Annotated in this window: 2 pseudogenes; both read left to right on the forward strand. The window is 70.3% G+C overall.

Annotated features, from left to right (window positions below):
• Nucleotides 1-23: 23 nt before the first annotated feature.
• Nucleotides 24-16,442: pseudogene (locus tag OV427_RS07310) on the forward strand (non-ribosomal peptide synthase/polyketide synthase); the annotation flags it as partial.
• Nucleotides 16,443-16,511: 69 nt separating this feature from the next.
• Nucleotides 16,512-17,288: pseudogene (locus tag OV427_RS50735) on the forward strand (alpha/beta fold hydrolase); the annotation flags it as partial.
• Nucleotides 17,289-17,295 lie beyond the last annotated feature (7 nt).

Below are 17,295 nucleotides of genomic sequence, written 5' to 3' on the forward strand. Positions count from 1 at the left end.
AGCCGGTGCCCGTGAATGTCACCGGTGAGCTGTTCATCGGCGGCGACAGCGTGGCGCGTGGCTCCGTGGAGCAGCCCGCTCTCACCGCGGAGCGCTTCGTCCCCGATGCGTTCTCCGGTGTCCCCGGTGCGCGTCTGTACCGCACGGGAGACCTCGCGCGTTGGCGCCATGACGGCGTGCTGGAGTTCCTGGGCCGTGCCGATGCGCCGGTGAAGGTGCGCGGCTACCGCATCGGCCTCGCCGAAGGCGAAGCAGCGCTGGCCTCCACTGCGGACTTCGTTGCTCCACGCACGCCGACCGAGGAGAAGCTGACGGAGCTGTTCACCGAAGTCCTGCGCCTGCGAAGGGTGAGCGTCACCGGCAGCTTCTTCGAGCTGGGCGGCCACTCGCTGCTGGCCACCCAGCTCATCTCGCGCATCCGCTCCACGTTCGAGGTGGAGTTGCCCCTGCGCGCCCTCTTCGAGGCGCCCACCGCGGCCGCCCTCGCCGCTCGCATCGAGTCCGCCCGTCAGTCCACTTCGGGCCCTCGGGCGCCCGCCATCGTTCCCGTGCCTCGCACGGACGCCCTGCCACTGTCCTTCGCCCAGCAGCGCCTGTGGTTCACCGACCAGCTCGAGCCCGGCAATGCCTCCTACAACATGCCCACCTTCGTGCGCATGGAGGGGCAGCTCGACGTGGGCGCCTTGCGGCACGCCTTCGACGAGCTGGTCCGCCGGCATGAAGCCCTGCGCACCACCTTCGTCCAGCACGAGGGCGAGCCCGTCCAGCATGTCTCTCCCACGGGCACGCTACCGCTGGACACCCCCGACCTCAGCGCGCTGGAGCCCCAGGCCGCGCGCGAGGAACTGGAGCGACACCTCCGCGCGGACATGCTGCGCCCGTTCGACCTCACCACGGGCCCGCTGCTGCGCGCACAACTGCTGAAGCTGAGCCCCACCGAGCACGTGCTGTCGCTCAACATGCACCACATCGTCTCGGACGGCTGGTCCCTGGGCGTACTGGTGCGGGAAGTGGCGGCCCTCTACGACGCCTTCTCGCAAGGCCGGCCTTCGCCCCTGCCGCCCCTGTCCATCCAGTACCCCGACTACGCCGTCTGGCAGCGACAGTGGCTCCAGGGCGCGGTGCTGGACGAGCAGCTCGGCTGGTGGCGCCGTCAGCTCTCGGGCCGCACCACGCTGGAGCTGCCCACCGACAAGCCCCGCCCGCCGGTGCAGACCTTCCGTGGCGCGCAGGTGCCGGTGGCCCTGTCGCCCTCGACGTCCGAGGCGCTCAAGGCACTGTGCCAGCAGGAGGGCGCCACGCCCTTCATGGCGCTGCTCGCCGCATTCCAGGTGCTCCTGTCCCGCTACTCCGGGCAGCAGGACGTCTCCGTCGGCTCGCCCATCGCGGGCCGCCAGCGCGGGGAGACGGAAGGCCTCATCGGCTTCTTCGTCAACACCCTGGTGCTGCGCTCCCAGGTGGACCCGAACACCTCCTTCTTCCACCTGCTGCGTCAGGTGCGCGAGACGGCGCTGGGTGCGTACGCACATCAGGACGTGCCCTTCGAGCGACTGGTGGAAGAGCTCCAGTCCACGCGCGACCTGAGCCGCGGCCCGCTGTTCCAAGTGCTCTTCGCCTTGCAGAACACGTTCATGCCCTCGCTCGACATGAACGGGCTGAAGCTGCGCCCGCTGGAGGTGGACAATCCCTCGGCCCGCTTCGAGCTGGAGCTGAACCTGGGCGAGACGGCGAAGGGCGTCCAGGGCTCGCTGACCTACAACACCGACCTCTTCAATTCCGCCACGGCCAACCGCCTCGCGGAGCACTTCCGGGTGCTGGTGGAGGCGCTCGTCGCCCGGCCCGAGGTGCCCCTCGCCTCCGTGTCCATGCTGTCCGAGGAGGAACGCCGCAAGGTGCTGGTGGAGTGGAATGCCACCGCCACCGAGTACCCGCGCGCCTCCACCCTGCCCGAGGTCTTCTCGCAGGTCGTGGCGCGGTACGACAACAAGGTCGCCGTGGAGTCTGGCGAGGAGAATCTCACCTACCGGCAGCTCGACGCGCGCGCGAATCAGCTCGCCTGGCATCTGCGCGGGCTGGGCGTGGCCACCGACTCCCGCGTGGCCATTGCCCTGGACCGCTCGCTGGAGCTGATTGTCTCCCTCGTCGCCATCCTCAAGGCCGGTGGCGCCTACGTCCCGCTGGACCCGTCGTATCCCCGTGAGCGCCTCGCCGCCATGGTGGAGGACGCGCGTCCTGGCGTGCTCATCACCTCGCGCGCGTTGCTGGCGAAACTGCCTGGCGAAGGCCTGTCCACCGTGGTGCTGGACGAGGTGTCCCTGGCCGGCCAGCCGACGTCGACGCCTCCCGTGGCGGCCCTCCCGCAGAGCCTTGCGTATATCGACTTCACCTCCGGCTCCACGGGCCGGCCCAAAGGTGTCGGGACTCCTCAGGCCGCCGTGTTGCGCACCGTCTTCGGCAACGACTACGCGCACCTCGGCCCGGACGAGACGTTCCTCCTCATCGCTCCCGTCTCCTTCGATGCCTCCACGCTGGAGCTGTGGGGCCCGTTGCTCCATGGTGCGCGGCTCGTCGTCTTCCCGCCGCACTCGCCTTCCGACTTGAAGGAGCTGGAGTCGGTCCTGGTGAAACATGGCGTGACGACGCTTCACCTCACGGCGGGTCTCTTCACCCAGGTGGTGGACAACAACTTCCAGGCCCTGCGCAACGTGAAGCAGTTGCTCACGGGCGGCGATGTGGTGAGCGCGCCGCACGTGCGCCGTGTTCTCGAAGAGCTGCGCATCCCCGTCACCGCCTGCTACGGCCCGACCGAGACGACGCTCTTCGCCTCGACCCACCGCATGACGGATGTGGCTCAGGTCGGCACGGCCGTGCCCATCGGCAAGCCCATGGGCAACACGTGCGTGTACCTGCTGGATGTCTCCGGTCAGCCGGTGCCCGTGGGGGTCGTGGGTGAGTTGTTCATCGGCGGCGACGGCGTGGCGCGCGGCTATGTGGAGCAGCCCGCCCTCACCGCCGAGCGCTTCGTCCCCGATGCGTTCTCCGGTGTCCCGGGTGCCCGCCTCTACCGCACGGGGGACCTCGCGCGTTGGCGCCCGGACGGAGTGCTGGGGTTCCTCGGCCGTGCCGACGCGCAGGTGAAGGTCCGTGGCTATCGCATCGAGCTCGCGGAAGTCGAAGCCGCCCTGCTCGCCTTCCCCGACGTGGCCCAGGCCGTGGCCCTGGTGCGTGAGGACGTGCCCGGTGACAAGCGCCTTGTCGGCTACGTCGCCGCTCCCGAGTCGCTCGACACGGCCGCCCTGCGCTCGGCCCTCAAGCAGCGGCTGCCCGAGTACATGGTGCCCTCCGCCCTGGTGCGGCTGGACGCCCTGCCGCTCACCGCCAACGCCAAGGTCGACCGCAAGGCCCTGCCCGCGCCCAACTCCAACGCCGCCTCGCGAGGTGAAACGTATGTCGCCCCGCGCACGCCCACCGAGCAACGACTGGCCGAGCTCTTCTCCCAGGTGCTGCGCGTGCAGCGCGTGGGCGTCCAGGACGACTTCTTCGAGCTGGGAGGCCACTCGCTGCTGGCCACGCAGGTCATCTCCCGCATCCGCGCCACCCTCGGCGTGGAGTTGCCCCTGCGCGCCCTCTTCGAGGCTCCCTCTGTCGCCGCGCTCGCGGCGCGAGTGGAGACTCCTGTCTCTTCGCGTGCCCTCCAGGCGCCATCCCTGCTGCCCGTGTCCCGTTCGGGCCCGCTGCCGCTGTCCTTCGCGCAGCAGCGCCTGTGGTTCATCGACCAGCTCGATCCGGGTGGCACCGCGTACAACATGCCCACCGTGCTGCGGCTGCATGGGCCCCTGGACGTGCCCGCGCTGGAGAAGTCCTTCACCGCGCTCGTCGAGCGGCACGAGTCGCTCCGCACCAGCTTTGGCGTGCTCGATGGCGAGCCCGTCCAGGTCATCGGCTCCCAGGCACGTTTCCCACTGTCGGTGGTGAACCTGAGCGCGCTGCCCGCCGAGGAGCGCGAGGCCGAGGCCTTGCGCCAGACACGGCTCGAGACGCAGCGTCCCTTCGACCTTGCACGAGGGCCCGTGTTCCGCGCCCTCCTGCTGCGCCTGGGCGCGCAGGACCACGTCCTCATCGGGACGATGCACCACATCGTCTCCGACGGCTGGTCCATGGGCGTCATGGTGCGCGAGCTGGCGGAGCTCTACGCCGCGCACTCCCTCGGCCGTGAGGCCCGCCTGCCCGCCCTGCCGGTGCAGTATGCGGACTTCGCCGCGTGGCAGCGCTCGTGGCTGCGGGGTGAATCACTGGAGAAGCAGCTGGGGTACTGGCGCGAGCAGCTCTCCGGCGCGGCCCCCGTGCTGGAGCTGCCCACCGACAGGCCACGGCCTTCGGTCCAGTCCTCGCGCGGTGCCTGGCTCCCCGTCCACCTGTCTCGTGAGCTGACCGAACGACTGATGGCGCTGTGCCAGCAGGAAGGCACCACACCCTTCATGGCCCTGCTCGCCGTGTGGCAGGTGCTGCTGTCGCGCTACTCGGGTCAGGACGACATCTCCGTCGGCTCGCCCATCGCCGGCCGCACCCGCGCGGAGACGGAAGGGCTCATCGGTTTCTTCGTCAACACGCTCGTACTCCGCACCCAGCTGGACGCACGCGCCACCTTCCGGGAGCTGCTCTCCAAGGTGCGGGCCACCACGCTCGGCGCCTACGAACATCAGGACGTCCCCTTCGAGAAGCTCGTCGAGGAGCTGCAACCCCAGCGCAGCATCAGCCACTCGCCCCTGTTCCAGGTGATGCTCGTCCTGCAGAACACGCCCGTGGCTTCACTGGAGGTGGCCGGCGTCCCTGGAGGCGCCGCGCCGCTGCGGATGCAGCCGGTGGATGTCGAGCTCCAGGCCGTGAAATTCGACCTCACGCTGTCACTGGCACAAACACCGGACGGACTGTCCGGCACGCTGAGCTACCGCACGGACCTGTTCGAGCGGTCCACCATCTCCCGCATGGCGGAGCACCTCGCCACCCTGCTGGAGTCCGCGGTGTCCTCGCCCGGGAGTCGCGTCGGAGAGCTGCCCCTGCTGCGCGACACCGAGCGCCACCAGGTGCTGGAGGCCTTCAATGCCTCACCGGCACCCTTTGTCGCCGAAGGCCCCCTGCACGCACTCATCGAGGCACAGGCCGCGCGCCACCCGTCCAGGCCCGCGGTGGCCTGTGAGGGACTGGTGCTCACCTACGGGGAGCTGGACAGGCGGGCCAACCAGCTCGCCTGGCACCTGCGCTCGCTGGGCGTGGGGCCCGAGACGTGTGTGGCCCTGTGTCTGGAGCGCTCCGTGGACACGGTGGTGGCGCTGCTGGGCATCTGGAAGGCGGGCGGCGCCTACGTCCCGTTGGACCCGGCACAGCCCGCCCTGCGCCTGCGGACGCTGGTGGAAGAAGTCCTGGCCCCGGTGGTGGTAACCCAGTCGCGCAATGCGGACGCCTTCGTGGGCGCTTCCGTCCAGCCGGTGTTACTGGACACGCAGGCCGAACAGCTCGCGGCCGGGCGAGTGGATGCACCACCGTGCGAGGTGTCCGCGGACCACCTGGCCTACGTCCTCTTCACCTCGGGTAGCACTGGCCGGCCCAAAGGCGTGGCCGTGGCCCACGGGCAACTCGTCCACTACGTGCGTGCCGCCACCGAGCGGCTCGGCCTGGCCGACTGCGACAGCTTCGCCCTGGTGTCCACCTTCGTCGCCGACCTGGGCAACACCGTGCTCTTCCCCGCCCTGTGCACCGGCGGCCTGCTGCATGTCCTCACCCAGGAGCGCGCCAGCAGTCCAGAGGGCGTGGCCGAGTACTTCCAGCGCCATGCGGTGGAGTGCGTGAAGCTCGTTCCCTCTCACCTGTCCGCGCTGCTCACGGCCGCCGAGCCCAGGCACGTACTGCCTCGCAAGAAGCTGGTGCTCGGCGGTGAGTCCTCCACCTGGGCCCTCATGGAGCAGGTGCGCGCGCTGGCGCCTGACTGCGAGGTGTTCAACCACTACGGCCCCACGGAGACCACCGTGGGCGTGCTCGCCGGCCCGGTGGAGACGCCGGCCCCGGGCTCCGCGCCGGTGGCGGTGCCGCTGGGCCGGCCCCTGGACTGCTCGCGACTGTACGTGCTCGACGCGGCCTTCCAGCCCGTGCCCGTGGGCGTGCCTGGCGAGCTGTACATCGGCGGCGCTCAGGTGACGCGCGGCTACCTGCACCGGCCGGAATTGACGGCGGAGCGCTACCTGCCCGACCCCTATTCGCCCGTGCCGGGCGCGCGCATGTACCGCAGCGGAGACCGGGTGCGCTGGCGCGAGGACGGGCGCGTGGAGTTCATCGGCCGCGCGGACTTCCAGGTGAAGGTGCGTGGTTTCCGCGTGGAGCCGGGGGAAGTCGCCACCGTGCTGCGCGAGCACCCCGAAGTGCGCGACGCGGTGGTGCTGGCTCGCGAGGACGTCCCCGGCGACAAGCGCCTGGTGGCCTACGTCAGCCCCACCCTGGACGTCTCGGGCCTGCGCGCCTGGATGCGCGAGCGTCTGCCCGAGCACATGGTGCCCTCCGCCTTCGTGCCTCTGGAGGCGCTGCCGCTGACGCCCAACGGCAAGGTGGACCGCAAGGCCCTGCCCGCCCCCGTGATGAGCACGGACGCGAGCGCCACCTTCGTGGCCCCGCGTACGCCCACGGAGACGCAGCTCGCCGCCATCTGGGCCGAGGTGCTGCATCTGGAAACGGTCGGAGCCACCGACGACTTCTTCAACCTCGGCGGCCACTCGCTGCTGGCAACGCAGGTCGTCTCCCGCGTGCGCCGCGCCTTCGGAGTGGAGCTGCCCGTGCGCGCCCTCTTCGAGGCGACCACCCTCGCCACGCTCGCCTCGCGCGTGGAGTCCGCACGGCCGTCGCACGCCGCCGAGCAGCTCCCTCCGCTGGTGTCCGTGCCGCGCACGGGCCCGCTGCCCCTGTCCTTCTCGCAGCAGCGCGTCTGGTTCCTCGACCAACTCCAGCCCGGCAGCGCCTTCTACAACATCCCCTTCGCCGTGAGCATCGACGGCCCCCTGCACCGCGAGGCGCTCACCCGCACCCTCCAGGAACTCGTCCGTCGCCATGAGGTGCTCCGCACCAGCTTCCACACCCTGGAGGATGGCGAGCCCTTCCAGCGCGTCCACCCGGACGCGGAGCTCACGCTGTCCTTCGTGGACCTGGGCCAGCTTCCCGAGTCGCAGCTCGACGAGGCGGCCCGGCGCGAGGCGCTCGCGGAGGCCCAGAAGCCCTTCGACCTGAAGCAGGCGCCGCTGCTGCGTGCCACGCTGGTGCGGCTGACGGACGAGCGCCACGTGCTGCTCGTCACCGTCCACCACATCGTCTCGGACGGCTGGACCAGCGGCATCCTCTTGCGCGAAGTGGGGGTGCTCTACCCGGTCTTCGTCCGCGGGTTGCCTTCGCCGCTGCCGCCGCTGCCGTTCCAGTACGCGGACTACGCGGCCTGGCAACGCGGCTGGCTGCGTGACGAGACGCTGGAGCGGCAGGTGGCCTGGTGGCGCCACCAGCTCCATGGCGTGCCCCATGCGCTGGAGCTGCCCACCGACAGGCCTCGCCCGCCCGTGCAGACGGACCGCGGCGCCACGGTGCCGGTGCGCCTGGGGGCGACCCTCACGGCCACCTTCAAGCAGTGGTGCGAGCGCGAGGGCGTCACGCCCTTCATGGGCCTGCTCGCCGTGTGGCAGGTGCTGCTGTCGCGCTACTCGGGTCAGGACGACATCGTGGTGGGCTCGCCCATCGCCAACCGCCAGCACACGGAGCTGGAGGGCATCGTCGGCTTCTTCGTCAACACCCTCGCCCTGCGCGGACGGCTGGCGCCCGGGATGAGCCTGCGCGAGCTGCTCGCCCAGGTGAAGGAGACCACGCTGGGTGCCTATGCCCACCAGGATGTTCCCTTCGAAAAGCTGGTGGACGCGCTGAAGCTGGAGCGGGACTTGAGCCGCACCCCGCTGTTCCAGGTGATGCTCGGGCTGACGAACACCCCGCACCAGCGGACGCCAGAAGCCGACGGCGACGGTGCCGGCGTCGTGCGGCCGCTGGAGGTGGACAGCGGTACGTCCAAGTTCGACCTGGCGCTGCTGCTCGCGGACCTCGAGGACGGCATCTCCGGATGGCTCGAGTACAGCACCGACCTCTTCGACGAGGCGACGGCGCGGCGCATGGGCAGCCACCTGGTGCGGCTGCTGGAATCGGCCGTGGCCGACGCGGGCCAGCCCATCTCCCGCCTGAAGCTGCTGGGTGAGGACGAGCAGCGCCAGGTCCTGGTGGACTTCAACGACACCTCGCGCGCGCCCTACACGCCCGTGCTGGTGCACCGCCCGGTGGAGGCCCAGGCCCGGCGTACGCCGCAGGCAGTCGCCGTCAGTGACGGCACGCGCTCGTTCACCTACGCGGAGCTGGACGCGCGCGCCAACCAGGTGGCGCACTACCTGGTCGAGCTGGGTGTGCCCGCCGGAGGCACGGTGGGCATCTGCCTGGACAAGAGCCTGGACATGGCCGTCGCCGTCCTGGCCACGCTCAAGGCCGGCGCCGCCTACCTGCCACTGGACCCGAGCTACCCCGCCGACCGGCTCGCCTTCATGCTGGAGGACGCGCAGGCCCCGGTCCTCCTCACGCAGTCGCACCTGCTCTCCGCGGTGCCCGCCAACACGGGCGCGCTCCGCGTGTGCCTGGACACCGAGGCCGAGCTGCTCTCGCGCCAGCCGTCGCACGCGCCGGACCGCGACGTGTCGCCGGAGTCCAACTGCTACTTCATCTACACGTCAGGCAGCACGGGCCGGCCCAAGGGCATCGTCATGCCCCACCGAGCGATCAGCTCTCTGCTGGCGTGGCAGAACCCGCGCTCCGTGGTGCGCCCGGAGGGCGTCACGCTGCAGTTCGCCTCGCTCAACTTCGACGTGTCCCTCCAGGAACTGTTCGGCGCGTGGTGGTGCGGGGGCTCGGTGCTGCTGCCCACGGGCGGCCTGCGCCAGGACATCCCCGCGCTGCTCGAGTTCATGGACACGCACGCGGTGGAACGACTGTTCCTTCCGTTCGTCGCGCTCCAGGCCATGGCGGACGCCGTGTCCCATGGCGCTCCGGTGCCGCACGCGCTCGTCGAGGTGGTGACGGCGGGTGAGCAACTCCAGGTGACACCGGCCCTGGTGGCCTTCTTCGAGAAGCTGCCCGGGTGCATACTGGAGAACCAGTACGGCCCGTCGGAGGCACACGTCGTCTCCGCGTACCGGCTGGAGGGCCTCCCGTCCGCGTGGCCGAAGCTGCCGTGCATCGGCGCACCGGTGGGTCATACGCAGCTCTACGTGCTGGACGCGCACGGGCAGCCCTGCCCGGTGGGCGTGCCCGGTGAGGTGTTCGTCGGCGGCACGCATCTGGCGCACGGCTACCTGGCGCGACCTGACCTGACGGCGAAGGCCTTCGTGCCGGACCCGTTCAGCACCGAGCCGGGAGCGCGGCTGTACCGCACCGGCGACGCGGCGAAGTGGAGGACGGACGGCACGCTCGAATTCCTCGGCCGCCTGGATGGACAGGTGAAGCTGCGCGGCTACCGCGTGGAGCCAGGCGAGGTGGAGTCCGTCCTGCGCGCCGCGCCCGGAGTCCGCGACGCGGCCGCCGTGGTGCGCGAAGTGGTGGCGGGCGACAAGCGACTGGTGGCCTACGTCGTCGCGGAGGGCGCGGTGGATGCGGAGGCCCTGCGCGGTTTCCTCCAGCAGCGGCTGCCCGAGTACATGATGCCCTCCGCCTTCGTCATGATGGAGGCCCTGCCGCTGACGCCCAGCGGCAAACTGGCGCGCAACCTGCTCCCCGCGCCCGACGCGGAGAGCCTGCGTGGCGACGCGCCCTTCACCGCCCCGCGCAACCCGTTGGAGGAGAAGCTCGCGGAGCTGTTCTCCACCATCCTGCGCCTGCCGCAGGTGAGCATCACCGACAGCTTCTTCGAGCTGGGTGGACACTCGCTGCTGGCCACGCAGGTCATCTCGCGCATCCGCTCCCAGCTCGGAGTGGAGCTGCCGCTACGTGTCCTCTTCGAGGCGCCCACCGTCGAGCGGCTTGCCGCGCGCATCGAGTCGGCGCGTCAGTCCGCTTCTGGCACGCGAGCGCCGGCCATCGTCCCCGTGCCGCGCACCGGGCCGCTGCCCCTCTCCTTCGCCCAGCAGCGCCTGTGGTTCATCGACCAGCTCCAGCCCGGCAGTGCCTCCTACAACATGCCCACCTTCGTGCGCATGGAGGGGGTGCTCGACGTGGCCGCGCTTCAGCGCAGCTTCGAGGAACTGGTGCGTCGGCATGAGGCCCTGCGCACGACCTTCACCCAGCAGGAGGGCCAGCCGCTCCAGCTCATCACCCCCACCGGGCGCCTGCCGCTGGAGGTTACGGACCTCAGTGGCCTGGGGCCCGTCGCCGGCCGCACCGAGCTGGAGCGTCGCCTGCGCGAGGAACTGCTGACCCCGTTCCACCTCTCCACCGGCCCGCTCATTCGTGCCCGGCTCCTGAAGCTGGGGGCGACGGACCACGTGCTCGCCCTCAACATGCACCACATCGTCTCCGACGGTTGGTCCATGGGCGTGCTGGTGCGCGAAGTCGCGGCCCTCTACGACGCCTTCTCGCAGGGCCGGCCGTCGCCGCTGCCGCCGTTGCCGCTCCAGTACGCGGACTTCGCCGTGTGGCAGCGCGAGTGGCTGCAGGGCGCGGTACTCGATGAGCAGATTGCGTATTGGAAGCAGCACCTCTCCGGAGCCGCCACCCTGGAGCTGCCCACCGACAAGCCGCGTCCGCCCGTGCAGACCTTCCACGGCGGAACGGTCCCCGTCGAGCTGTCGCTGGAGGTCTCCCACCGACTGGATGCGCTGTGCCAGCAAGAGGGCGCCACGCCCTTCATGGCCCTGACGGCCGCGTTCCAGGTGCTGCTCTCCCGTTACTCGGGCCAGCAGGACATCTCCGTCGGCTCGCCCATCGCCGGACGCAATAGGGGCGAGCTGGAAGGGCTCATCGGCTTCTTCGTCAACACGCTCGTGCTGCGGACGCAGCTGGATGCTCGCCACTCCTTCCGCGACGTGTTGCGACAGGTCAAGGAAGCGGCCCTGGGCGCCTATGCGCACCAGGACGTGCCCTTCGAGCGACTGGTGGAGGAGCTGCAGCGGACTCGCGACATGAGCCGCAGCCCGCTGTTCCAGGTGTTCTTCGCCCTGCAGAACACGCCCATGCCCCAGGGGCAGGGGCAGAAGACGGCCCTGACGCTGCGCCCGGTGGAGAGAGTGGACAACCCCACCATCAAGTTCGAGCTCCAGCTCAGCCTCACGGAGACCCCGAACGGCTACCAGGGCTCGCTGGGCTACAACACCGACCTGTTCGAGAGCACGACGGCCCAGCGGATGGTGGAGCACTTCCGAGTGCTGGTGGAGGCCCTCGTCACCCAGCCTCGGGCGCCGCTCGCGTCCCTGTCCATGCTGACGCAGGCAGAGCGCCAGCAGGTGCTCGTGGAGTGGAACGCCACCGCCTCCGAGTACCCGCGCGGCTCCACCCTGCCCGAGGTCTTCTCGCAGGTCGTTGCCCGGTACGGCGACAAGGTCGCCGTGGAGTCTGGCGAGGAGAAGCTCACCTACCGGCAGCTCGACGAGCGTGCGAACCAGCTTGCCTGGCATCTGCGGGGCCTGGGTGTGTCCACCGACTCGCGAGTAGCGCTTGCCCTGGACCGCTCGCTGGAGCTGATTGTCTCCCTCGTCGCCATCCTCAAGGCCGGCGGCGCCTACGTCCCGCTGGACCCGTCGTATCCCCGTGAGCGCCTCTCCGCCATGGTGGAGGACGCACGTCCCGGCGTGCTCATCACCTCGCGCGAGCTGCTCGCGAAGCTGCCCACGGAAGGCCTGTCCACAGTGGTGCCAGGCGAGGTGTCCCTGGAGGGCCAGCCCACGTCGGCCCTTCCCGTGGCCGCGCTGCCCCAGAGCCTCGCGTACATCGACTTCACCTCCGGCTCCACCGGCCGGCCCAAGGGCGTCGGCACTCCGCAGGCCGCCGTGCTCCGCACCCTCTTCGGCAACGACTACGCCCACCTCGGCCCTGAGGAGACGTTCCTCCTCATCGCGCCCGTTTCCTTCGACGCCTCCACCCTGGAGCTATGGGGCCCGCTGCTCCACGGCGCGCGGCTCGTCGTCTTCCCGCCGCACTCGCCTTCCGACTTGAAGGAGCTGGAGTCCGTGCTGGTGAAGCACGGCGTCACCACGCTCCACCTTACCGCCGGCCTCTTCACCCAGGTGGTGGACAATCAGCCCTCCGCCCTGCGCCACGTGAAGCAACTGCTCACGGGTGGCGATGTGGTGAGCGCTCCCCACGTGCGGCGCGTGCTGGAAGGAATGTTCATTCCGGTGACGGCCTGCTACGGCCCCACCGAGACGACGCTCTTCGCCTCCACCCACCGCATGACTTCGGTGGAGCACGTCGGCACGTCCGTTCCCATTGGCAAGCCGCTCGGGAACACGCGCATCTATCTGCTGGATGCCTCCAGTCAGCCCGTGCCCGTCGGCGTCGTGGGCGAGCTGTTCATCGGCGGCGACGGCGTGGCCCGGGGCTACGTCGGCCAGCCCGCCCTCACCGCAGAGCGCTTCGTCCCCGACTCCTTCTCCAGTGTTCCGGGTGCGCGCCTGTACCGCACGGGCGACCTGGCCCGGTGGCGCAACGACGGCGTGCTGGAGTTCCTCGGCCGCGCCGACGCACAGGTGAAGGTGCGCGGCTACCGCATCGAGCTCGCCGAAGTCGAAGCCGCCCTCCTCGCCTTCCCCGACGTGGCCCAGGCCGTGGCCCTGGTCCGCGAAGACGTCCCTGGCGACAAGCGCCTCGTTGGTTACGTCGCTGCTCCAGAGTCCCTCGACACGGCCACTCTGCGTGCCTCGCTCAAGCAGCGGCTGCCTGAGTACATGGTGCCCTCCTCCCTCGTGCGCCTGGACTCCCTGCCACTCACCGCCAACGCGAAGCTCGACCGCAAGGCTCTGCCTCCTCCGGACGCGGGGGTCTCCACCGAAGCCCTCGTCGCTCCGCGTACGCCGACCGAGGAGAAGCTCGCGGAGCTGTTCGCGGCCGTGCTGCGCGTGCAGAAGGTGAGCGTCGCCGGCAACTTCTTCGAGTTGGGTGGCCACTCGCTGCTGGCCACGCAGCTCGTCTCCCGCATCCGCGCCACCTTTGGCGTGGAGCTCCCCCTGCGCGCCCTCTTCGAGGCCTCCACCGTGGCCGCCCTCGCCACGCGCATCGAGTCCGCGTCCGGGCCCCAGGCGCCCGCCATCGTCCCCGTTCCCCGCACCGGGCCACTGCTGCTGTCCTTCGCGCAGCAACGCCTGTGGTTCATCGACCAGCTCCAGCCCGGCAGCGCCTCCTACAACATGCCCACCTTCGTGCGCATGGACGGGCCGCTCGACACGGCCGCACTGCAGCGCGCGTTCGAGGAGCTGGTGCACCGGCACGAGGCCCTGCGCACCTCCTTCACCCAGCAGGAGGGCCAGCCCCTTCAGCTCATCGCTTCTCTCGGTGCGCTGCCCCTGGACGTGACGGACCTCAGTGGCCTGGAGCCTTCCGCCGCCCGCGCCGAACTGGAGCGCCGCCTGCGCGAAGAGCTGCTGACGCCCTTCAACCTCTCCTCCGGTCCGCTGATGCGCGCCCGGCTGCTGAAGCTGGGACCCACGGACCACGTGCTCGCACTCAACATGCACCACATCGTCTCCGACGGTTGGTCCATGGGCGTGCTGGTGCGGGAGGTCTCTGCCCTCTACGACGCCTTCGTCCAGGGACGCCCGTCGCCGCTGCCGCCCCTGCCCATCCAGTACGCCGACTACGCCACCTGGCAGCGTCAGTGGCTCCAGGGCGAGGTGCTGGAGGCGCAGCTCGACTGGTGGCGCAAGCAGCTCTCCGGCCTCTCGACGCTGGAACTGCCCACCGACAAGCCGCGCCCGCCCGTGCAGACCTTCCGCGGCGCACACGTGCCCGTGGCGTTGTCCCAGGCCGCGTCGGAGAAGCTCAAGGCGCTCTGCCAGCAGGAGGGCCTCACGCCCTTCATGGCCCTGCTCGCCGCGTTCCAGGTGCTGCTGTCCCGTTACTCCGGGCAGCAGGACATCTCCGTCGGCTCGCCCATCGCCGGCCGTCAGCGCGGAGAACTGGAGGGCCTCATCGGCTTCTTCGTCAACACACTGGTGATGCGGGCCCAGGTGGATGACCGGTCCTCGTTCCTGCACCTGCTACGCCGGGTGAAGGAGACGGCGCTGGGCGCGTACGCCCACCAGGACGTGCCCTTCGAGCGGCTGGTGGAAGAACTCCAGCCCGCTCGCGACATGAGCCGCAGCCCGCTGTTCCAGGTCATCTTCGCCCTGCAGAACGCGCCCACGGTCGCGTCGATGCAAGGCCCGGAGCAGGCCCGGAAGCCGGCGCTGGCGCTGCGCCCGCTGGACGAGGTGAACAACCCCACCGTCCGCTTCGAGCTGGAGCTGAGCCTGTCCGAGACGTCGGAAGGCTTCCAGGGCCCCTTGCGCTACAACACCGACCTGTTCGAGCCCGCCACCGCCGCGCGCATGGCGGAGCACTTCCAGATTCTGGTGGAGGCGCTCGTCACCCGGGCCGACGCGCCCCTGGCGTCCATCTCCTTGCTCACCGAGACGGAGCGGAAGCAGGTGCTGGTGGACTGGAATGCCACCGCCTCCGAGTACCCGCGCGGCTCCACCCTGCCCGAGGTCTTCTCGCAGGTCGTTGCCCGGTACGGCGACAAGGTCGCCGTGGAGTTTGGCGAGGAGAAGCTCACCTACCGGCAGTTGGACGCGCGTGCGAGCCAGCTTGCGCACCATCTGCGTGGCCTGGGCGTGTCTACCGACTCCCGCGTGGCCATTGTCCTGGACCGCTCGCTGGAGCTGATTGTCTCGCTGGTCGCCATCCTCAAGGCCGGCGGCGCCTACGTCCCGCTCGACCCCTCGTATCCGCGTGAGCGCCTCAACTCCATGGTGGAGGACTCGCGCCCACGCGTGCTCGTCACTTCGCGCGAGATGCTCCCGAAGCTGTCCACGAAGGGGCTCGTCACGCTGCTGCTGGAGGACGTGCCCGTGGAAGAGCAGGCCGTGCACGCGCCGCCTTCCACTGCGTGCTCCGAGAGCCTCGCGTACATCGACTTCACCTCCGGCTCCACGGGCCGGCCCAAGGGCGTGGGCACCACCCATCGCAACATCCTGCGCACGCTGCTGGGCGTCGACTTCGCTCACTTCGGTCCCGAGGAGACGCTGCTCCAGCTCGCCCCCATCTCCTTCGATGCCTCAACGCTCGAGGTCTGGGGCGCGCTGCTGCACGGCGCCCGTCTCGTCGTCATGCCTCCTCAGCCACCTTCGTTGGAGCAACTGGAACAGGTGCTCCGCGACGCACGCGTCACCACGCTCTGGCTGACAGCAGGGCTCTTCACCCAGGTGGTGGACTCCCACCTCCAGGCGCTTCGCCCGCTGAAGCAACTCCTCGCCGGCGGTGACGTGGTGCCGCCTGCACATGCGCGCCGAGTCCTCGAAGAGCTGGGCATTCCCCTCACCAACGGCTACGGCCCCACCGAGACCACGGTCTTCGCCGCCTGCTTCCGCATGACGGACCCGGCCCACGTCGGCGCGTCCGTTCCCATCGGTCGTCCCATCGGGAGCACACGCGTGTTCCTGCTGGATGCTTCCGGTCAGCCCGTGCCCGTCGGTGTCGTGGGCGAGCTGTTCATCGGCGGCGACGGCGTGGCCCGGGGCTACGTCGGCCAGCCCGCCCTCACCGCCGAGCGCTTCGTCCCCGACTCCTTCTCCAGTGTTCCCGGCGCACGCCTCTACCGCTCGGGTGACCTCGCCCGCTGGCGCACGGATGGCGTGTTGGAGTTCCTCGGCCGCGCCGACGCTCAGGTGAAGGTGCGCGGCTACCGCATCGAGCTCGCCGAAGTCGAAGCCGCACTGCTCGCCTTCCCCGACGTGGCCCAGGCCGTGGCCCTGGTGCGCGAAGACGTCCCTGGCGACAGGCGCCTCGTTGGTTACGTCGCTGCTCCAGAGTCCCTCGACACGGCCACTCTGCGTGCCTCGCTCAAGCAGCGGCTGCCTGAGTACATGGTGCCCTCCTCCCTCGTGCGCCTGGACTCCCTGCCACTCACCGCCAACGCGAAGCTCGACCGCAAGGCTCTGCCCGCGCCCGACGCTTCCACCACCAGCGCGGCCTACGTCGCCCCGCGCACTCCCACTGAGGAGGCCGTGGCCGCCGTCTGGGCCGAGGTGCTCCACGTCGAGAACGTCGGCGCCACCGACGACTTCTTCTCCCTCGGCGGCCACTCCCTCCTCGCCGTGCGCCTCATGGCACGACTCCGCGAGCGCATCGGAGTCGCACTGCCCGTGTCGGCCCTCTTCCAGGGCGCCACCGTGGAGCGCCTCGCACGGCGGCTGGAGCAGCGCGACGACTCCCCCACCTCCAACCTCGTCCGCCTGGACTCAGGCACCGCCACCGGCCGGCCCCTCTTCCTCGTCCACGGCGGCGGCGGCAGCGTGTTGGGCTACACCGAGCTCGTCCGCCTGCTCGGCAATCACAGGCCCATCTACGGCCTGTCCGCCTCCGGTATCGACGGAGGCGAGCTGTCTGCCGCCTCCATCGAAGTCCTCGCCCGCGACTACCTCGCCCAGCTCCGCGCCGTGCAGCCCCAGGGGCCCTACCTCCTGGGTGGCTGGTCCTTCGGTGGAATCGTCGCCTACGAGATGGCCCGGCTCCTCCAGCAGGCAGGCGAGCAGGTGGAGTTGCTCGCCCTCCTCGACAGCCTCGCCCCAGAGGTCCAACCTCGCCCCGAGCCGGACGCCCTCATGCAACTGGCCGGCTTCGGCCGGGTGCTCGGGCTGCCGTGGCAGGAGCTGCCTCTGGACGTGGAGCACCTGCGGCGGCTCGACGTCCGCGGCGCGCTGGCCTACGTGCTGGAGCTGGCGCGGCGCTCACCTTCGGGCGGGCCCGCGCTGGACCTCGACGCGGCCGAGCGCCTCTTCCGCGTGTATCAGCGGCTCAGCCACGCCCAGCGCACCTACGTGCCCGCGGGAGCCTACAAGGGCCCGGCGCTTCTCCTCCGGGCCGCCACGCCCCCGAGCGGGGTGCCTCGCACCCAGGACCTGGGCTGGAGTGCGTGGCTCGACGGCACGCTCACGGTGTATGACGTTCCGGGCGACCACTACACCTTGCTCAGCGCGCCCAACGCCCCTCGTGTGGCGGAGCGGCTCGTCAATCACCTGGATTCTCTGGAGCGCGACGCCTCATGACACCCCA

The sequence above is a fragment of the Pyxidicoccus sp. MSG2 genome, assembly GCF_026626705.1.
Classification (GTDB): domain Bacteria; phylum Myxococcota; class Myxococcia; order Myxococcales; family Myxococcaceae; genus Myxococcus.